The following is an 18,503-nucleotide window of genomic DNA, read 5'->3' on the forward strand; positions in this document are numbered from 1 at the left end:
GCCGACAGGCCCCGACAGACATCGCTCAACGGTCCACTTTCTCACCCGGGCCCGATGGGTTACCGCTTTCCGGACCGGTGTCCGGTGCCGGGTCACTCGGCTGCTCGGGTTCGCCGCCGTCGCCGTCCACCACGGCGCCCGCGACGGTGCGCTTGCGGTGGGTGTACATCCTGATGCCCGCCAGGACCAGCAGCAGCAGTCCGCCGGCGATCACCAGGAGCACCGTCGGTGTGACTTCCGAGACCTTCACCGTGAAGGTCATCTCTTCGCCGTAGGGTGCGCCGTCCGTGGTGAACAGCCGCGCAGTGACCTGTGCCTGTCCGTTGGCGTTGGCAGAGGCGTCGAACTTCACGGACTGGCTGTGCCCGCCCGCGATCTCGACGGGTTCCTGGGCCACTGCTTTGCCGTCGTTGAGCTTGAGCCGGGTGGCGTTGTTCGACGTCAGGCGGAGTACGAGGTGATCGACACCCTGGACCAGCTTGTTCTGCACGGTCACCGGGATGGTCGCGCTGCGTCCCGAGAGAGTCACATCCGTCTTCGTGATCAGCTGGACCTCGGTGGTGAGGCCCTGGAGATAGGTGTGCACCGCATCGCGGTACCGCTGCGCTTCGAGCGGCCTGCCGCGCCACGAGGACGACACGGAGCGGTTGATCGCGTTCCCGAAGGGGGTCACCACCCGGTCGGGCTGCGTGAGGATGACCTGGAAGCTGTTGAGCGAGTTCTGTGTCGTCCTGATGTCCTGGAACGCCTGGGTGGGCAGCTCCTGGCTTCGAAGCTTCTTCGGGTACTGAGATGCCCTGGGCACCTTGGTGGTGGCCTGCGCGTCAGGCTCCTGGTCGGCTGCCGCCGTCAGGTCCAGGGGTTGTGTCCAGTGTTCGGCCGTCAGGGCCTGCAGAGCCCGGGCCATGGTCTGGGCCTGTGCGGCGGTCGGCGTCCGCTGCGGGGCGACGACGATGCTGCGTTCGTTGTCCGGGGCCTGCTCCGTCACTGCCAGCGTCTGTGCCAGGAATTTCTGGACGGCGAGTGTGGAGGCGCCTGCCTTGGACATGTCGCCGGTGAAAGCCGTGGAGAGCCGGTGGTCGGCGACGACAGCGGTGGTGCCCCCGCCGATGGGGCGGGCCGACGTCGGTGTGTAGGGCAGCCCGCCGGTCTCCTCGAGGCTGTCGCTGCGTGCGATCACCTTGTGGGCGCCGGCCGAGGTGGCGACGTCGACGACCGAAGGATCGATCGCGCCGTCCACAGGCCAGGCGAAGTCGGTGGACGGTTTCACATGAAGGACGGTTTCCACTGTCGTGCCGGCGACCTCGGTCGCCGTCTGCAGGTGGCTGAGGGCGCCCGAGACGTTCTTGCCGCGGTGTGCGATGGAGGCGAGGTCGGGGTCGGCGAACGGCAGAGCCACCACCTTCCCGTCCTTCACGGCTGCTTGCAGGTCCGTGAGCCATTTCTTGGCGATGGCCTGATTGGTCCCCGCGACTGTGGTGTCCCCTACCTTGACCCGGTAGTTCTTCGTCATGGCATCGGCAGATGCCAGCAGGTCGGGGTCGATCACCCAGGTCACGGGCAGCTGGCGCCCGAGTGACACCAACTGTTCCAGGCGGCCGCCGGGGGCCAGCTCCAGTGCCAGGTCGTCATTGGCGAACACGGGGGTCTGCTGCTCGTCCGAGCCCGTCTCGGCCGTGAGATGGGCCGAAGCGATCAAGGGCCAGAGAAACGTGAGCTTGGTCTTGCTCTTGGTGTCCTCCGGCTGCCACGGCAAGAAGGTCCGCTGGATTCCGAGCACCTGGTCGTAGGCGTAATCGGCCGTGCGGCCCGTCAGGGACACCCCCAGCTGGTAGACGCCCTCGGCGTCCAGGTCCAGCTTGTTCACCGGAACGGCGAGCGTGAAGTCCTGGCTGACCCCGGACGCGAGCTCGGGGACCTTCAGCGTGTACGAGCCACCGAGCTTTGCCGGGTCGCTGCCGGGCTGGTAGCCGGTGCGCTTGGCGGCCTCGTCGATCGCTCCCCTGCCGGACAGTCGCGGCCCGACGCGCAGATCGACCTCGGCGTCCGTGACAGTCTTCTTGCCCTTGTTGGTCAGGGTGCCCGAGACGGTCAGGGTGTCGCCTTCGACCGGTGCGCTGGGGGCGAGGGTGTCCAGAGACACATCGACGGTGCGTGAGCCGGCCGGGGCCTTGGTCGCTGCCTCAGCCTGTGCCGAGGGCGCTGCGGGCCCGGCCAGGAGGCCGGCGACCATCGGCACCCCGACGATCAAGGAGGCCGTGCGCCGGAGCCACCGGCGGGCAGGGGAGGGATTCATCCCCTGAAAGTCTGCCGCCTCGGCCACGCGTATCCGTCCCTCGTCGTCGTCAGCTGGTGCCGGCTCTGCCGGTCTCTGCGTCCCCGCATGGTAACGATGTGCCCGACGCCTGCGTGCCGGGGACCGTGCCCCATGATCGGGAGAGTCTCGCAGGGCGGCGAGAAACGATGACGCCCGGGCCGGTCGGTGCACGTACCCTTTTCTGTTGTGCCGAACGCCAACGAAGACAGCCCCCGTGCACTGAGTCAGGTGCAGCACCGCGCAGTGAGCGAACTGCTGCGGGTGTCCCCCGTCGCCGATGACCTCGCCCTCCGATTTCAGGAGGCCGGCTTCGGCCTCGCTCTGGTCGGCGGGTCGGTCCGCGACGCGTTGCTCGGCAGACTCGGAAACGACCTCGACTTCACGACCGACGCCCGCCCGGAGGACGTACTCAAGATCGTCCGGCCCTGGGCCGATTCGGTCTGGGAGGTCGGCATCGCGTTCGGCACCGTCGGCTCGCAGAAGGACGGCTACCAGATCGAGGTCACGACCTACCGGTCGGAGGCGTACGACAGGACCTCACGCAAGCCCGAGGTCTCCTACGGCGACTCGATCGAGGAAGATCTCGTGCGCCGTGACTTCACGGTCAACGCCATGGCCGTCGCTCTGCCGCGGAAGGAGTTCATCGACCCGCACGGCGGCCTCGATGATCTGGCTCAGCGTGTTCTGCGTACGCCGGGTACGCCCGAAGAATCCTTCTCGGACGATCCGCTGCGCATGCTGCGCGCCGCACGTTTTGCCGCGCAGCTGGACTTCGAGGTCGCTCCTGACGTCGTCAAGGCGATGACGGATATGGCGGGACGCATCGAGATCGTCTCCGCCGAGCGGGTTCGTGAGGAGCTGAACAAGCTGCTCGTCTCCGCACACCCCCGTAAGGGGCTGGGGCTTCTCGTGGACACGGGTCTGGCCGACAAGGTGCTGCCCGAGCTGCCCGCGCTGCGTCTGGAAAGTGATGAGCATCACCGCCACAAGGACGTCTACGAGCACTCCCTGACAGTCCTGGAGCAGGCCATCGATCTGGAGGAGGACGGCGCGGACCTGGTGCTGCGCCTCGCGGCGCTGCTTCACGACATCGGGAAGCCGAGGACGCGCCGCTTCGAGAGCGACGGCCGGGTCTCGTTCCACCACCACGAAGTGGTGGGAGCCAAGATGGCCAGGAAGCGGATGACCGAGCTCAAGTACTCCAACGACATGGTCAAGGACGTCTCGAAGCTGGTGGAGCTGCACCTGCGCTTCCACGGATACGGCGACGGGGAGTGGACCGACTCGGCGGTGCGCAGGTACGTGCGGGACGCGGGGCCACTGCTGGACCGCTTGCACAAACTGACGCGCTCCGACTGCACGACGCGGAACAAGCGCAAGGCGAATGCACTCTCGCGGACCTATGACGGACTCGAGGAGCGCATCGCGCAGTTGCAGGAGCAGGAGGAGCTGGAGGCGATCCGGCCTGACCTGGACGGCAACGAGATCATGCAGATCCTGGACGTGGGACCCGGACCTGTGATCGGCAAGGCTTACGCGTTCCTGCTGGAGCTGCGACTGGAGAACGGTCCGATGGAGCGTGACGTCGCAGTCGCAGCCCTGAAGGAATGGTGGGCCGCGCAGGACTGAGTCGGGCCGGCTGCCGGGTTGTGACTCAAGGCGTGCTTCGTTCATGGCGGCACCGCGGCTGAGGGGCCCGTCATGTTTCACGTGAAACGTCGAACATGGCCGAGAAGGTGATCCGGTGCAATCGGTGAGGGGCGTTGTTTCACGTGAAACAACGCCCCAAGCTCATTCCTTGATGCGGGTGCGCTGAAGCGCGATGCTCACACGGCGGCGGCGAAGCATGGCCACCGAGACGATGGCGTAGAGCGCGGCGACGGTGAGCACCACGACGACGGATCGTCCGTCAGAGGGAAGTACCAGGGCGGACATTCCCGCGGCGGCGACGAAGGCGACATTGAAGAGCACGTCGTAGAGCGAGAAGACCCGACCTCGGTAGGCGTCGTCCACGGAGGTCTGTACCTCGGTATCCGTCGCGATCTTCGCTCCTTGGGTCACGAGACCGAGAATGAAGGCTGCTGCCAGCATCGGGGCAAGGGCGAACGGAAGCCCCAGTGCCGGCTCCAGGAGGGCGGCTCCGCCGGCACACCCGGCCAGCCAGCCGTATCGCCCGAAGTGGCCGACCGCCCAGGGGGACATCACGGCGGCTACGAAATAGCCGGCGGCGGAAGCGCCGAGTGCGAGGCCCAGGAGGGCCAGGCCGTCGGACTCGTTGTCGGACCAGGCATAGCGGCACAGCATCAGCACCATCACCGTCAGCGCGCCGTAGCAGAAGCGGAGCACCGTGATGGCGGCCAGCGCGTGTGCCGCGTCCCTTCGCTCGGCCAGGTGATTCAAACCCTCGACGAGCCCTCGTGAGGTGGTGGTGAGTGCCTCCCGTAGTCGCACGTGGTGCAGGGCGCGATCCGGTCCGAGGAGAGTGCGGGGCAAGCTCAGGGAGACCAGCGCCGAGAGAAGGTAGAGGGCTGCGCCCAGCAGCACCACGGCGGCGTCGGACCCGTCTGTCAGCAGCCGGATCGCCAGGGCGAGGCCACCCCCCGCCGTAGCTGCCAGAGTGCCGGCCGTCGGGGAGAGGGAGTTGGCGAGGACGAGCCGCTCGGTGTCGACGACGCGCGGAAGGGCAGCCGACAGGCCGGCCAGCACGAAGCGGTTGACGGCCGTGACGCAGAGGGCGGAAGCGTAGAACAGCCAGTCCGGCACAGAGCTCAGGAGCAGCAGGGCCGTGCAGCAGGCCAGCGCGGCGCGCAGCAGGTTCCCATAGAGGAATACCTGGCGGCGGGGCCAGCGGTCCAGCAGCACTCCGGCGAACGGGCCGATCAGCGAGTACGGGAGCAGCAGCACAGCCATGGCGGAGGCGATGGCGCCCGGCGTCGTCTGGTTCTCCGGCGAGAAGACGACGTAGGTGGCGAGCGCGACCTGGTAGACGCCGTCGGCCGACTGGGAGAGAAGTCGTACGGCGAGCAGGCGACGGAAGTTCCGAAGGCGCAGGAGCACGCCCAGATCACGCACGACAGACATGTGTGCAAGGGTCACACACGCGGGGGGCCTCCGGGCGGATTGCCCGGGGACCCCCCGTATGAAGAAGCGACAGTGAAGCAGTGACCGCTTGGATCAGCGCTCGACGTCGCCGCTGATGAACTTCTCGACGTTCTCGCGGGCCTCGTCGTCGAAGTACTGGACCGGCGGGGACTTCATGAAGTACGAGGACGCCGAGAGGATCGGGCCACCGATGCCGCGGTCCTTGGCGATCTTCGCAGCGCGCACGGCGTCGATGATGACACCGGCGGAGTTCGGGGAGTCCCAGACCTCGAGCTTGTACTCCAGGTTCAGCGGAACGTCGCCGAACGCGCGGCCCTCGAGGCGCACGTACGCCCACTTGCGGTCGTCGAGCCAGGCCACGTAGTCCGACGGGCCGATGTGGACGTTGTCCGCACCGAGCTCGCGGTCACGGATCTGCGAGGTGACGGCCTGCGTCTTCGAGATCTTCTTGGACTCCAGGCGCTCACGCTCGAGCATGTTCTTGAAGTCCATGTTGCCGCCGACGTTCAGCTGCATCGTGCGGTCCAGGATGACGCCGCGGTCCTCGAAGAGCTTGGCCATCACGCGGTGCGTGATGGTGGCGCCGACCTGGGACTTGATGTCGTCGCCGACGATCGGGACCCCGGCCTCGGTGAACTTGTCGGCCCACTCCTTGGTGCCGGCGATGAACACCGGGAGGGCGTTGACGAATGCGACCTTGGCGTCGATGGCGCACTGCGCGTAGAACTTCGCAGCCACCTCGGAACCGACCGGCAGGTAGCAGACGAGGACGTCGACCTGCTTGTCCTTGAGGATCTGAACGATGTCGACGGGGGCCTCGGAGGACTCCTCGATCGTCTCGCGGTAGTACTTGCCCAGGCCGTCGTGGGTGTGGCCGCGCTGAACGGTCACCCCGGTGTTCGGCACGTCGGCGATCTTGATGGTGTTGTTCTCGCTGGCGCCGATGGCGTCCGCGAGGTCGAGGCCGACCTTCTTCGCGTCGACGTCGAAGGCGGCGACGAACTCGACGTCACTCACGTGGTACTCGCCGAACTGAACGTGCATCAGACCGGGCACCTTGCCGGCCGGATCGGCGTCCTTGTAGTACTCGACGCCCTGCACCAGCGAGGCGGCGCAGTTGCCCACGCCGACGATGGCTACGCGAACCGAACCCATGCCGATTGCTCCCTGTGTGTTCTCGGTGTTCCCCGATGTCGCCTTGCGGGTCTGCGGGGATGTCACTTCGTGTCGTCGGACGGATCCGGCCGGGAGTTGTCGTCCCTGTGCCGGGGCAGGCCGCCCGTCTCTCCTGATGTGTCGTGCTGAGTGGAGCTCTCGGGCGAGGATCGTCGCTGATCCCGTCCCGACCGCTCGCTCTCGATGAGCTCGTTCAGCCAGCGCACTTCGCGCTCCACGGATTCCATGCCGTGTCGCTGCAGCTCAAGCGTGTAGTCGTCGAGTCGTTCGCGGGTGCGGGCAAGGGAGGCGCGCATCTTCTCGAGGCGCTCCTCCAGCCTGCTGCGGCGGCCTTCGAGCACGCGCATCCGCACCTCGCGCTCGGTCTGCCCGAAGAAGGCGAACCGTGCGGCGAAGTGCTCGTCCTCCCAGGAATCCGGACCGGTGTGGGAGAGCAGCTCCTCGAAGTGCTCCTTACCTTCCGCCGTCAACCGGTAGACGATTTTCGCGCGGCGCCCGGCCAGCGAGGATGCGGGGGCGACCCCGCGGCCTGTCGTGGGTGGCAGGGCGGGAACACTTCCCGGTTCCTCGATCAACCAGCCGTTGGCGACCAGCGTCTTGAGGCAGGGGTAGAGGGTGCCGTAGCTGAAGGCACGGAAGATCCCCAGCGAGGTATTGAGGCGCTTGCGCAGCTCGTACCCGTGCATGGGGGACTCGCGGAGCAGGCCGAGTACGGCGAATTCGAGGATGCCGGAGCGTCTGCTCACCTTCGCCTCCTCTTCCGCCGGTGCTTCCGTGGGGTCACTGGACCCATCTTATGCCGCGCTGATGTATCGACTCGATACATCAGCACGATAGATCGACTCGTGATGTTCGACAAGGGGGCGTTTCGTGAGCGGCGTCACATCCCCGATTCATAGGGAGCGACTTGCGTAATTTGGGGTGAAGTTCGGTCCGTGGAGGTTTTTGACCGTGCGTAGTCTGTGCGGCATGCAGACCACCGGGAACCGTGAGGCGCCGTCGAGCGTCAGTAATCGCGGACTGCCGGATGTACTGCGGGTGAGCCTTCCGCAGGGCTTGTCCGTAATTCGGGGGGACCGGATCTCAACTGCCGCTTCCAGGCGCTCTCGCCTGCCCGAGGAGTAGTCGTTCGATGAGCGAGCACCGTCGCAAAGCGCCGCAACCGCAAGGTGGCGGGCGCGCAGCGGCCAGACGAGCCGCGCAACAGCCTGCTGGACGTCGCACCGATGCGTCACGCAGAGCAACGTCAGAGTCACCTTCCGGAGCGCACGGCGAGGAGCCGTCGTACAGCGGCCGTGCCGAGGCCCGACGCGCGCAGCGTGGCGGAGGCGGAGGCAGACGCCGCGGGGGTGGCGACAGCAGCGGTCACGAAGGCCGCGGTCGGGGCCGTGAGGGTTCGGGCAAGAAGCGCTTCATCGACTACCCGCGGGCCGGTAAGTACGGCTTCCGCCGCTGGGTGCCGTCGTGGAGGCTGGTCTCCGGTCTGTGCCTGGGCTTCCTGGGTCTCATGATGGGTGCCGCCGGCATCGCGTACGCGCTGGTGGTGCCGCCCGAGCCCAAGGACCTCGCCACGGCACAGAACAACGTCTACTACTGGGCCGACGACACACAGATGGTCGCCACCGGCGGTTCCGTCAACCGTCAGTCCCTCGAGTACGCACAGATCCCCGTAGCGATGCGGAACGCCGTCATCTCGGCCGAGAACAAGTCGTTCGAGACCGACAGGGGCATCGACCCCATGGGCATCGCCCGCGCCTTCTGGAACATGGCCCGGGGAGGTGACACCCAGGGCGGTTCGACGATCACCCAGCAGTACGTGAAGAACTCGATGCTCACCCAGGACCAGACCCTGACCCGCAAGGTCAAGGAACTCTTCATCACGCTCAAGGTCGGTGAGACGGAGAGCAAGGAGAAGGTCATGGAGGGGTACCTCAACGTCTCCTACTACGGCCGGGGCGCGTCAGGTCTGCAGGCGGCGGCACGTGCGTACTACGGCAAGGACGCCGCGGAGCTGAACGCGAGTGAGTGTGCCTTCCTCGCGACACTGCTCAAGGGCGCGAGCTACTACGATCCCGCGGGTGCCCCCGAGGTCGATCCGGTGAATGCCACGCCCGAGAAGAACCGCAAGCGGGCCGTCGAGCGCTGGCGCTGGATCCTCGACGAGCAGGTGAAGGACGGCAGGCTGAGCGCGGCCGAGCGCGCGACCTTCAAGGACTTCCCTGAGCCGGCCAAGCCGAAGAAGGACGCCAAGCTCGGTGGCCAGACCGGATACCTGGTCGACCTCGCGACGAAGTACTTCGTCGCGCACAACGATGAGGGCGTCACCGAGAAGGAACTGGCCCGGGGCGGTTACGAGATCCACACGACCTTCGAGAAGAAGAAGGTCGAGGAGCTCGAGAAGTCGATCACAGAGGTGTACAAGGCCAAGATCGACCCCGAGAAGCGTCCTGACAAGGACACACACGTCGAGTTCGGCGGCGCGTCGGTGGACACCAAGACGGGCGCCATCGTCGCCACGTACGGCGGTCAGGACGCGACGCAGCACTACACGAACAACGCCGACGCGACGGGTGCGCAGGTCGGTTCGACGTGGAAGCCGTTCGTGCTGGCGGCAGCCATGGAGTACGGGAAGCGCGATCCCGAGCTCGGCCCCGAGCAGAGCAAGGAAGAGCGGACCCCGGTGTCGCCGAAGAGCATCTACAACGGCGACAACGAGCTGAAGATCAGCAAATACAACGGCGCGGTCTGGCAGAACGAGGAAGGCAAGGAGTGGCTCCAGACCAACGACGGGGACAAGGACTACGGGGACATCGACCTCCGCTACGCCATGCAGGAGTCCGCCAACTCCCCGTTCGTCCAGCTCGGCATGGATGTCGGCACCGACAAGGTGAAGGAGGCCGCGATTGCCGCCGGCCTGCGTGACGACCGCTACATGGCGAACTCGAGCGTTCCCTCGTTCTCCATCGGTACGTCCTCGCCGAGCGCCATCCGGATGGCGGGCTCGTACGCCACCTTCGCCACCAGTGGCAAGCAGCGGGAGCCCTTCTCGGTCACCGAGGTCAAGCACAGGGGTGACGTGATCTACCGGCACAAGACGGAGGAGAAAACGGCGTTCCCGAGCATCGTCGCGGACAACGTCACCGACGTGCTGAAGAACGTCGTCGAGAACGGAACGGGCACGCCCGCCCAGATTCCGGGACGTGACGTGGCCGGCAAGACGGGCACCACCGACGGCAACAAGTCAGCCTGGTTCGTCGGCTACACCCCCCAGCTGTCGACGGCCGTCAGCATGTTCCGGATGGACGACGACGAGACGAAGAAGAACCGCGAGTTCCTGGAAATGTACGGAACCGGCGGCGAGCGGTCGATCCACGGTGCCTCGTTCCCCGCGCAGATCTGGCACGACTACATGACCGAGGCGGTGAAGGGCACGAAGGTCGTCAGGTTCCCGAAGCCGGAACCGTACGGCGACATGTTCTTCGGCGGTGGCGCGGTCAGCCCCAGCCCGACGCCGAGCCCGACGCCTTCGCCGTCCGAGTCCAGCGAGGAGCCCGAGACGCCGTCTCCCACTCCTTCGTCCCCGACCCCTTCGCCGAGCGCGACAACGTGTGCTCCGCTCGACTGGGAGTGCAAGAACGGCAACCAGAACGGCGGGGGTGCGACCGACGGCAACGACAACGGTGGCACCACCGAGGGGGCCACCGACGGTGGGGCGGACGCCGGAACGTCGGAAGGCGGGACGGACACAGGAACCACCGAGGGAACGACCGAGGGAACGACCGAGGGCGAGGAGAACGACCGCGGCGGGATCTTCGGCGGCGGCGGCTAGCACTCCAGGGCGGCGCGGGTGATCCCACCGCCCTCCGGAAACCCCGCGAGGGGTCTGCCGGACACGCGTGACGAGGGCCGCCGGCACCTGGCAGGTGCCGGCGGCCCTTCGTGTGTCCCGGGCACGGGCCACGCCCGCACACAGCGCGGTACGGCAGGATGTGCGGCATGCCAAGCGCAGAAGACACGAGCGTGCACCAGGAGCCGTCCGTCGTACCGCCCACGCGGCATGACGACATCGCCGCAGCGGGGAGCGAGCTGATCGGGGGCCCCGCGGGCCGCTGGGCACGGTTCGGGTCGGGGCCGCTCACACCGGTGCGGGTCGTCGCGCTCGTGGCGATCGGGATGTTCGCGCTCGGCATGGTGCAGAAGTTGCCCTGCTACAACTGGGCGTGGTTCCGCGGCACCAGTTCGCAGTACGCGCACGCGTGCTACTCCGACATCCCGCACCTCTTCGTCGGCCGTGGCTTCGCCGACGGCCTGGTGCCGTACGTCGACCGGCTCAGCGGCGACATGGCGTACCTCGAGTACCCCGTCCTGACCGGCCTGTTCATGCAGATCGCGTCCTGGCTGACGCTGACCCCGTCCTCGGACCCCGTGCAGCAGCGCGAGCAGATGTATTGGATGGTCAACGCGGGCATGCTGATGATCTGCGCCGTGATCATCGCGGTGTGTGTCGCCCGTACGCACCGGCGCCGCCCCTGGGACGCCCTGCTGGTCGCGCTCGCCCCGGCGCTCGCGCTCACCGCGACGATCAACTGGGATCTGCTCGCCGTCGCGCTGACGGCCGCCGCGATGCTCATGTGGTCCCGCGGAAGGAACCTGGCCTTCGGCATCCTCATCGGTCTGGCGACCGCTGCCAAGCTCTACCCCGTACTGCTGCTCGGGCCCCTGCTGGTGCTGTGCTGGCGGGCCGGGAAGTGGCGGGAGTACGGGTCGGCACTCCTCGGCGCGGCGGCGGCCTGGCTCGCGGTGAACCTTCCGGTGATGCTGTACGCCCCGGAGGGCTGGAAGAAGTTCTACACGTTCAGCCAGGAACGGCAGATCGACTACGGGTCGTTCTGGCTGGTCATCACCCAGCGCACGGGCCGGCCCATCGACGTGGGCACGGTGAACACGGCCTCGGTGCTGCTGATGATCGTCCTGTGTGCGGGCATCGCCGGGCTGGCGCTGACCGCCCGGCACCGGCCGCGTTTCGCCCAGCTGGCGTTCCTCGTGGTGGCCGCCTTCATCCTGACGAACAAGGTCTACTCACCGCAGTACGTGCTCTGGCTCATCCCGCTGGCCGCACTGGCCAGGCCCCGCTGGCGGGACTTCCTCGTCTGGCAGGCCTGCGAGGTCATGTACTTCCTGGGGATCTGGTTCTACCTCGCGTACACGACGAGCGGCGACAAGCACCAGGGGCTTCCCCAGGAGGGCTACCAGGTCGCGATCGCCCTTCACCTGCTGGGAACGCTCTACATCTGCGCCGTGATCGTCAGGGACATCCTGATGCCCGAACGCGATCCCGTACGGCGTGACGGGTCCGACGACCCTTCGGGCGGGGTGCTCGACTCGGCGCCGGACCGGACGGCGCTCCTGCAGGTGCACCCTGTTCCGGCCCGGCACACTCCACCCGCGGTCGAAGGACCGCGGGTGGAGTGGGGTACGACCGGCAGAACGGTCTCCGACTGAGGGGCGGGCCTACCGGTCCACGAGACGGTCGAACTGGGTGGTGGTGTGGCGCAGATGGGCCACCAGTTCGTCGCCGACCTTCGGCTCCTGCGCGTCCGAGGGTACGAAGAGGATCGACACCTGCATGTGAGGCGGCTCGGCGAACCAGCGCTGCTTGCCCGCCCAGACGAACGGCGACAGGTTCCGGTTGACCGTGGCCAGCCCGGCACGCGCGACGCCCTTGGCGCGCGGCATCACCCCGTGCAGGGCTTTCGGCGCCTCCAGGCCCACGCCGTGGGAGGTCCCCCCGGCGACGACCACCAGCCACCCGTCCGACGCGGCCTTCTGCTGGCGGTAGCCGAAACGGTCCCCCTTCACGACGCGCGTGACGTCGAGGACCGCGCCGCGGTACTCCGTCGCCTCGTGGTCGCCGAGCCAGAGCCGCGTGCCGATGCGTGCGCGGAAGCGGGTCTGCGGGAACTGCTGCCGCAGCCGCGCGAGCTCCTCGGACCGCAGGTGGCTGACGAACATCGTGTGCAGCGGCAGCCGGGCGGCCCGTAGACGGTCCATCCAGGTGATGACCTCCTCGACGGCGTCCGAACCGTCGGTGCGGTCCAGCGGCAGGTGCAGTGCGAAGCCCTCGAGGCGCACGTCCTCGATCGCCGCGTGCAACTGGCCGAGCTCCTCCTCCTTCACACCGTGGCGCTTCATCGAGCTCATGCACTCGATGACCACGCGCGCGCCCACCAGAGCGTGCACACCGTCCACGGACGAGACGGAACGGATGACACGGTCGGGCAGCGGTACCGGTTCCTCGCCCCGGCGGAAGGGCGTGAGCACCAGGAGATCGCCGCTGAACCAGTCCTTGATGCGCGCGGCCTCGTACGTGGTCCCGACGGCCAGCGTGTCGGACCCGAAGCGGATCGCCTCGTCGGCCAGCCGCTCGTGTCCGAAGCCGTATCCGTTGCCCTTGCAGACGGGGACAAGACCGGGGAACTGGTCGAGGACGGACTTCTGGTGCGCCCGCCAGCGCGCGGTGTCGACGTAGAGGGAGAGCGCCATGGCCGGCCCGGAACCTTTCTGGTGGCTGCGGTGTAAGTGAGAGAGAGGAGAGGAGCTGATGGATGGTGGTCGGGATGCGGTCAGCGGCGCGACATGTACATATCGAGCGCCTTGTGCAGCAACTTGTTGAGGGGGAAGTCCCACTCGCCGACGTATTCGACGGCTTCGCCGCCGGTGCCCACCTTGAACTGGATCAGGCCGAAGAGGTGGTCGGTCTCGTCGAGCGAGTCGCTGATGCCGCGGAGGTCGTAGACGGTCGCGCCCATCGCATACGAGTCGCGGAGCATCCGCCACTGCATGGCGTTGGAGGGACGGACCTCGCGCCCGATGTTGTCCGAGGCGCCGTAGGAGTACCAGACGTGCCCGCCGACGACGAGCATCGTGGCAGCCGACAGATTCACGCCGTTGTGCCGGGCGAAGTACAGCCGCATGCGGTTGGGGTCCTCGGAGTTGAGTACCGACCACATGCGCTGGAAGTACGAGAGCGGGCGCGGCCTGAAGTGGTCGCGCACGGCGGTGATCTCGTACAGCCGCTGCCATTCGGCGAGGTCCTCGTAGCCGCCCTGGACGACCTCGACGCCGGCCTTGTCGGCCTTCTTGATGTTGCGCCGCCAGAGCTGGTTGAAGCCCTTGAGCACGTCTTCGAGGGAGCGGTTGGCCAGCGGTACCTGGAAGACGTAGCGGGGCTGCACGTCGCCGAAGCCGGCGCCGCCGTCCTCGCCCTGCTGCCATCCCATCTTCCGCAGGCGGTCCGAGACCTCGAAGGCGCGCGGTTCGATGTGGCTGGCCTCGACGTCCCTCAGTCGCTTCACGTCCGGGTCCTGGATCCCCGACTTGATGGCGGCCGAGTCCCAGCGGCGAATGACCACGGGAGGGCCCATCTTCACGGAGAAGGCACCCTGCTGCTTCAGATGGGCGAGCATCGGCTGGAGCCACTCGTCCAGATTCGGGGCGTACCAGTTGATGACCGGTCCCTCGGGGAGGTACGCCAGATAACGCTTGATCTTGGGCAGCTGGCGGTACAACACCAGGCCGGCGCCGACCATCTCGCCGTTCTTGTCGAACCATCCCAGGTTCTCCGAGCGCCATTCGGTTTTCACATCAGCCCACGCCGGGACCTGGCAGTGACTGGCCGAGGGCAGACTCTGGATGTACGCCAGATGCTGTTCTCGGCTGATGGTCCTCAGGGTCAGGCTCATGCGGGGCGCTCCTCGGCAGGTGTGTCCCCATCGGTCAGGGGCTCCGGCTCTCGCGCCGAAGCCTACTGTGACCGAGGGGCGCCCGGTCTGGCCCGTCTGGACCGGACCGGGCGCCGCCCGCCCGGGACTGCCCGTCTGTGCACCGCGTGGGGCGTCCGGCCCCGTCGGTCACGGCTCTGCCGGTCAGGTGAGTACGCCGCCGAAGAGACCCCCGTGCGCCATGCCGAGATAGAAGCCGACCGCGGACGAGCCGATGCCCATGATCAGGCCGAACCGCTCCCAGGTGGTCCTGGAGATGTACTGCCCGTAGGCGCCGGTCAGGATGCCGATCAGCCCCGCCCACGAGCTGATCAGGTGCAGGCTGTGGAACATCGCCGTCACGAACGCGAGGACGCCGAGGACCCCGGTCACCACCATCAGCACGTCCTGGAGCGGATGCGGCTTGCCGTCCGTCGCGAAGAGAGAACCGTTGGCCGGGCGGGCGCCGGATGTCCTGTGGGTGGCGGGTCGGCTGCCGGCGGGTCGGACTGTCTGTGCCATGGAGCACCTCCTGGCGGGAAGGGCGGCGCAATGTAGCGCCTCTCACACCGCGTCTGTCTCGATTGTGCGCCCTGAACACCGGATTTCAACCGGAAGCCGGTCTGCGGGTACTCTGTACGGTCTGCACCGGTGTCTGCCCTGAGCCAGCACTGCAGCTCCCCTCGACTCTCGAAGAGAGGCGTTGTCAGTGGCGGCTGTTTTACTCGGAGACACTGTTGCTTACGCATCACGACCCTCCTGCCACGGAACGACCGTGGCCGCTGAGTCCAAAGGAGGTGGGTTCCACATGCGTCACTACGAAGTGATGGTCATCCTCGACCCCGATCTCGAGGAGCGAGCAGTCTCCCCGTTGATTGAGAACTTCCTCTCCGTCGTCCGTGAGGGCAACGGAAAGGTCGAGAAGGTCGACACCTGGGGCCGTCGTCGTCTCTCTTACGAGATCAAGAAGAAGCCTGAGGGCATCTACTCGGTCATCGACCTGCAGGCCGAGCCTGCAGTCGTCAAGGAGCTCGACCGACAGATGAACCTGAACGAGTCGGTCCTCCGGACCAAGGTCCTCCGTCCCGAGACCCACTGAGCATCTAGCTCAGCGGTCATCGGGTTCGAGTAGCAAGCAGCCAGAAGCAATCCCCGCCGAGAGGTTCACCCATGGCAGGCGAGACCGTCATCACGGTCGTCGGCAATCTCGTCGACGACCCCGAGCTGCGCTTCACCCCGTCCGGTGCGGCGGTCGCGAAGTTCCGTGTCGCGTCCACTCCCCGCATCTTCGACCGGCAGACCAATGAGTGGAAGGACGGCGAAGGCCTGTTCCTCACCTGCTCGGTCTGGCGTCAGGCGGCGGAGAACGTCGCGGAGTCGCTCCAGCGAGGCATGCGCGTCGTCGTGCAGGGCCGGCTGAAGCAGCGGTCCTACGAGGACCGTGAGGGCGTCAAGCGCACGGTCTACGAGCTGGACGTCGAGGAAGTCGGCCCCAGCCTGAAGAACGCCACGGCCAAGGTCACCAAGACCACAGGTCGCGGTGGCCAGGGCGGTGGCCAGGGTGGATACGGCGGTGGCCAGCAGGGCGGCGGCAACTGGGGCGGCGGTCCCGGTGCCGGCGGTCAGCAGGGCGGCGGCGGTGCTCCCGCCGACGACCCGTGGGCCACCAACGCTCCGGCCGGCGGCCAGCAGGCCGGTGGCCAGCAGGGCGGGGGCCAGCAGGGCGGCGGGGGCGGCTGGGGCGGAAGCTCCGGCAGTTCCGGCGGCTCCGGCGGCGGCTACTCGGACGAGCCTCCCTTCTAGGGCTGCTCGTACCCCACTTCTTGATCACACAGGAGAAACACCATGGCGAAGCCGCCTGTGCGCAAGCCTAAGAAGAAGGTCTGCGCGTTCTGCAAGGACAAGACCCAGTACGTGGACTACAAGGACACGAACATGCTGCGGAAGTTCATTTCCGACCGCGGCAAGATCCGTGCCCGCCGCGTCACCGGCAACTGCACGCAGCACCAGCGTGACGTCGCCACGGCAGTCAAGAACAGCCGTGAGATGGCGCTGCTGCCCTACACGTCCACCGCGCGATAAGGGAAGGGTGACCGAATCATGAAGATCATCCTCACCCACGAGGTCACTGGCCTCGGTGCCGCCGGCGACGTCGTGGACGTCAAGGACGGGTACGCCCGTAACTACCTGGTTCCGCGTGGCTTTGCCATTCGCTGGACCAAGGGTGGCGAGAAGGACGTGGCGCAGATCCGCCGCGCCCGCAAGATCCACGAGATCGCGACGATCGAGCAGGCCAACGAGATCAAGGCCAAGCTCGAAGCCGTGAAGGTTCGTCTGGCTGTTCGCTCCGGCGACGCCGGCCGCCTCTTCGGGTCCGTCACCCCGGCTGACATCGCCTCGGCGATCAAGTCTGCCGGTGGTCCGGACGTCGACAAGCGTCGCGTGGAGCTCGGTTCGCCGATCAAGACGCTCGGCGGATACCAGGTGTCCGTCCGTCTGCACCCTGAGGTTGCCGCGAAGCTCGGTATCGAGGTCGTTGCTGCCTAAGGGCACAGCTCAGCAGAGCTAGGTGAGGGGCCGCACCTCTGGTGCGGCCCTTCGTCGTTTCACGTGAAACCGGGAAGCCAGTGGGGGCCGGCGGGCACAGCACCTCAGCGCGTGGCTCCGGTCACGAGCCAGCGGCCGGATCGCATGCGTATCCACAGCGTCACCAGACGGACAATCATCATCAGCGTCATCGCGGCCCAGAGGGCTGTGAGGCCTCCTCCGAGGCTGGGCACGAGGAGAGCGACCGGGGCGAAGACGGCCAGGGTGAGGATCATGGCCCAGGCGAGATAGCGGCCGTCTCCTGCCCCCATCAAGACCCCGTCGAGGACGAAGACCACACCGGAGATCGGCTGGGAGAGCGCCACGACCAGCAGAGCCGGCAGCAGGGTGTCCTGCACGGACGTGTCGCTTGTGAACAGCGGGACGAACAGCGGTCTCGCGAGCACGATCACCACCCCGAGAACCATCCCGGACGCGATGCCCCACTGAACCATCCGGCGACATGCCTCGCGGGCGCCCTTGGTGTCGTCAGCCCCCAGGTAGCGGCCGATGATGGCCTGTCCCGCGATAGCGATCGCGTCCAGGGCGAAGGCCGTGAGGCTCCAGAGCGACAGGATGATCTGGTGTGCGGCGATATCCGTGTCGCCGAGCCGGGCGGCCACGGCAGTGGCGATCATCAGGACCGCCCTCAGGGAGAGCGTGCGGACCAGCAAGGGCACGCCTGCCTGAGCACTGGCCCGGATGCCCGCAGCGTCGGGCCGCAGCGATGCGCCGTGCCGACGGGCCCCGCGCACCACAACGATCAGATAGACAAGCGCCATGCCCATCTGGGCGATGACGGTCCCCCAAGCGGATCCTGCGATACCCAGCCCCGCACCGTAGACGAGTCCGACGTTGAGGGCGCCGTTGACCGTGAAGCCGCCGATGGCGACATAGAGCGGCGTACGAGTGTCCTGCAGTCCGCGCAGTACCCCCGTAGCTGCGAGAACCACAAGCATCGCGGGGATGCCCAGGCTGGAGATGCGCAGATACGTGGTGGCGTACGGGCTTGCTGTGTCGGACGCTCCGAAGATGTCGACCAGCCATGGGGCAAGAGGGAGTGTGACGGCGACGACAGCGGCGCCGATCAGCAGAGCGAGCCAGATGCCGTCCATTCCCTGGCGGATGGCGGATGCCAGATCTCCCGCACCGACTTGGCGGGCGACCGCGGCTGTGGTGGCGTAGGCGAGGAAGACGAAGATGCTCACCGCTGTCGTCAGCAGGGCCGCCGCCACCGCCAGGCCGGCCAGTTGCGGCGTGCCGAGATGGCCGACGACGGCACTGTCGACCATCACGAAGAGCGGCTCGGCTACGAGCGCGCCGAAGGCTGGGACAGCCAGTGCGATGATCTCGCGGTCGTGCCGACGGCGGGATGGCGGTTGGGCCGTGGGCGCCTTGGTCATGAGGGCCAATCTAATCTTCCACAGGTAAGAGATGCAAGGTGTCAGCAGCCCTTACCGAGATCGGCTTGCCGTGCTCGGGGGGAGGGTGTTTCCGCAGATCTCGAGCTGAGGGCAAAAGTTTTTCTTCCCCACAGCCCCTGGAACGAGAAATGCCAGGTC

At 67.2% G+C, this 18,503-nt stretch carries 15 protein-coding genes; 7 read left to right on the forward strand and 8 right to left on the reverse strand.

From position 1 onward, the window contains the following. Positions 1-25: 25 nt before the first annotated feature. On the reverse strand, positions 26-2,323 hold the full coding sequence (locus OO67_RS01865) for a DUF6049 family protein (RefSeq protein ID WP_033296779.1): 2,298 nt from the start codon (positions 2,321-2,323) through the stop codon (positions 26-28). A gap of 180 nt (positions 2,324-2,503) precedes the next feature. Between OO67_RS01865 and OO67_RS01870 the strand changes: the two genes are divergently transcribed. Beyond that, positions 2,504-3,946, forward strand: coding sequence for a CCA tRNA nucleotidyltransferase (locus OO67_RS01870; protein ID WP_033296780.1), 1,443 nt, complete (start codon positions 2,504-2,506; stop codon positions 3,944-3,946). Between the two features lie 162 nt (positions 3,947-4,108). Here OO67_RS01870 and OO67_RS01875 read toward each other — a convergent pair whose 3' ends face one another. The 3 genes from OO67_RS01875 to OO67_RS01885 all read right to left on the reverse strand — a co-directional run bounded on the left by OO67_RS01875 (position 4,109) and on the right by OO67_RS01885 (position 7,341). Then, entirely contained in the window at positions 4,109-5,398 is a 1,290-nt protein-coding gene (locus tag OO67_RS01875) for an MFS transporter (RefSeq protein WP_033296781.1), read from the reverse strand. A gap of 93 nt (positions 5,399-5,491) precedes the next feature. Beyond that, the gene (locus OO67_RS01880) at positions 5,492-6,574 is read right to left on the reverse strand and encodes an inositol-3-phosphate synthase (protein WP_033296782.1); all 1,083 of its coding nucleotides are present in this window, start codon (positions 6,572-6,574) and stop codon (positions 5,492-5,494) included. Between the two features lie 62 nt (positions 6,575-6,636). Then, entirely contained in the window at positions 6,637-7,341 is a 705-nt protein-coding gene (locus OO67_RS01885) for a PadR family transcriptional regulator (protein WP_033296783.1), read from the reverse strand. 386 nt (positions 7,342-7,727) lie between these two features. Between OO67_RS01885 and OO67_RS01890 the strand changes: the two genes are divergently transcribed. Continuing rightward, positions 7,728-10,424, forward strand: a complete 2,697-nt coding sequence (locus OO67_RS01890; protein WP_033296784.1) for a transglycosylase domain-containing protein — start codon at positions 7,728-7,730, stop codon at positions 10,422-10,424. A 167-nt stretch (positions 10,425-10,591) separates the two neighbouring features. Next, positions 10,592-12,097, forward strand: coding sequence for a glycosyltransferase family 87 protein (locus OO67_RS01895; protein ID WP_033296785.1), 1,506 nt, complete (start codon positions 10,592-10,594; stop codon positions 12,095-12,097). Positions 12,098-12,106: 9 nt separating this feature from the next. On the opposite strand, the gene OO67_RS01900 is transcribed toward OO67_RS01895, so the two are convergent. The 3 genes from OO67_RS01900 to OO67_RS01910 form a co-directional block, all read right to left on the reverse strand. Next, the gene (locus OO67_RS01900) at positions 12,107-13,138 is read right to left on the reverse strand and encodes an alanine racemase (RefSeq protein ID WP_033296786.1); all 1,032 of its coding nucleotides are present in this window, start codon (positions 13,136-13,138) and stop codon (positions 12,107-12,109) included. 80 nt (positions 13,139-13,218) lie between these two features. Next, positions 13,219-14,337, reverse strand: coding sequence for a lipid II:glycine glycyltransferase FemX (locus OO67_RS01905; RefSeq protein WP_033296787.1), 1,119 nt, complete (start codon positions 14,335-14,337; stop codon positions 13,219-13,221). 183 nt (positions 14,338-14,520) lie between these two features. Beyond that, entirely contained in the window at positions 14,521-14,877 is a 357-nt protein-coding gene (locus OO67_RS01910; RefSeq protein WP_033296788.1) for a hypothetical protein, read from the reverse strand. A gap of 286 nt (positions 14,878-15,163) precedes the next feature. Here OO67_RS01910 and rpsF point away from each other — a divergent pair, with 286 nt between their 5' ends. The 4 genes from rpsF (at position 15,164) to rplI (ending at position 16,902) form a co-directional block, all read left to right on the forward strand. Further along, on the forward strand, positions 15,164-15,454 hold the full coding sequence (gene rpsF, locus OO67_RS01915) for a 30S ribosomal protein S6 (protein WP_006604399.1): 291 nt from the start codon (positions 15,164-15,166) through the stop codon (positions 15,452-15,454). A gap of 71 nt (positions 15,455-15,525) precedes the next feature. After that, positions 15,526-16,158 carry a single-stranded DNA-binding protein gene (locus tag OO67_RS01920; RefSeq protein ID WP_033296789.1) on the forward strand — a complete coding sequence of 211 codons (633 nt, stop codon included), beginning with the start codon at positions 15,526-15,528 and terminating at the stop codon, positions 16,156-16,158. Between the two features lie 42 nt (positions 16,159-16,200). Further along, on the forward strand, positions 16,201-16,437 hold the full coding sequence (rpsR, locus tag OO67_RS01925) for a 30S ribosomal protein S18 (protein ID WP_003967857.1): 237 nt from the start codon (positions 16,201-16,203) through the stop codon (positions 16,435-16,437). An 18-nt stretch (positions 16,438-16,455) separates the two neighbouring features. Further along, positions 16,456-16,902 carry a 50S ribosomal protein L9 gene (gene rplI, locus OO67_RS01930; protein WP_028441692.1) on the forward strand — a complete coding sequence of 149 codons (447 nt, stop codon included), beginning with the start codon at positions 16,456-16,458 and terminating at the stop codon, positions 16,900-16,902. Between the two features lie 104 nt (positions 16,903-17,006). On the opposite strand, the gene OO67_RS01935 is transcribed toward rplI, so the two are convergent. Beyond that, positions 17,007-18,344, reverse strand: coding sequence for an MATE family efflux transporter (locus tag OO67_RS01935; protein ID WP_033296790.1), 1,338 nt, complete (start codon positions 18,342-18,344; stop codon positions 17,007-17,009). Between the last annotated feature and the right edge of the window lie 159 nt (positions 18,345-18,503).

The sequence above is a fragment of the Streptomyces atroolivaceus genome, from assembly GCF_000717025.1.
In the GTDB taxonomy this organism is placed as follows: Bacteria; Actinomycetota; Actinomycetes; order Streptomycetales; family Streptomycetaceae; genus Streptomyces; species Streptomyces atroolivaceus.

Excerpts from the sequence above, each read along its gene's own strand:
- OO67_RS01875 (WP_033296781.1), bottom strand. The coding sequence starts at position 5,398 with ATGTCTGTCGTGCGTGATCTGGGCGTGCTCCTGCGCCTTCGGAACTTC.
- OO67_RS01880 (WP_033296782.1), bottom strand. The coding sequence starts at position 6,574 with ATGGGTTCGGTTCGCGTAGCCATCGTCGGCGTGGGCAACTGCGCCGCC.
- OO67_RS01890 (WP_033296784.1), top strand. The coding sequence starts at position 7,728 with ATGAGCGAGCACCGTCGCAAAGCGCCGCAACCGCAAGGTGGCGGGCGC.
- OO67_RS01895 (WP_033296785.1), top strand. The coding sequence starts at position 10,592 with ATGCCAAGCGCAGAAGACACGAGCGTGCACCAGGAGCCGTCCGTCGTA.
- OO67_RS01900 (WP_033296786.1), bottom strand. The coding sequence starts at position 13,138 with ATGGCGCTCTCCCTCTACGTCGACACCGCGCGCTGGCGGGCGCACCAG.
- OO67_RS01905 (WP_033296787.1), bottom strand. The coding sequence starts at position 14,337 with ATGAGCCTGACCCTGAGGACCATCAGCCGAGAACAGCATCTGGCGTAC.
- OO67_RS01910 (WP_033296788.1), bottom strand. The coding sequence starts at position 14,877 with ATGGCACAGACAGTCCGACCCGCCGGCAGCCGACCCGCCACCCACAGG.
- rpsF (WP_006604399.1), top strand. The coding sequence starts at position 15,164 with ATGCGTCACTACGAAGTGATGGTCATCCTCGACCCCGATCTCGAGGAG.
- OO67_RS01920 (WP_033296789.1), top strand. The coding sequence starts at position 15,526 with ATGGCAGGCGAGACCGTCATCACGGTCGTCGGCAATCTCGTCGACGAC.
- rpsR (WP_003967857.1), top strand. The coding sequence starts at position 16,201 with ATGGCGAAGCCGCCTGTGCGCAAGCCTAAGAAGAAGGTCTGCGCGTTC.
- rplI (WP_028441692.1), top strand. The coding sequence starts at position 16,456 with ATGAAGATCATCCTCACCCACGAGGTCACTGGCCTCGGTGCCGCCGGC.
- OO67_RS01935 (WP_033296790.1), bottom strand. The coding sequence starts at position 18,344 with ATGACCAAGGCGCCCACGGCCCAACCGCCATCCCGCCGTCGGCACGAC.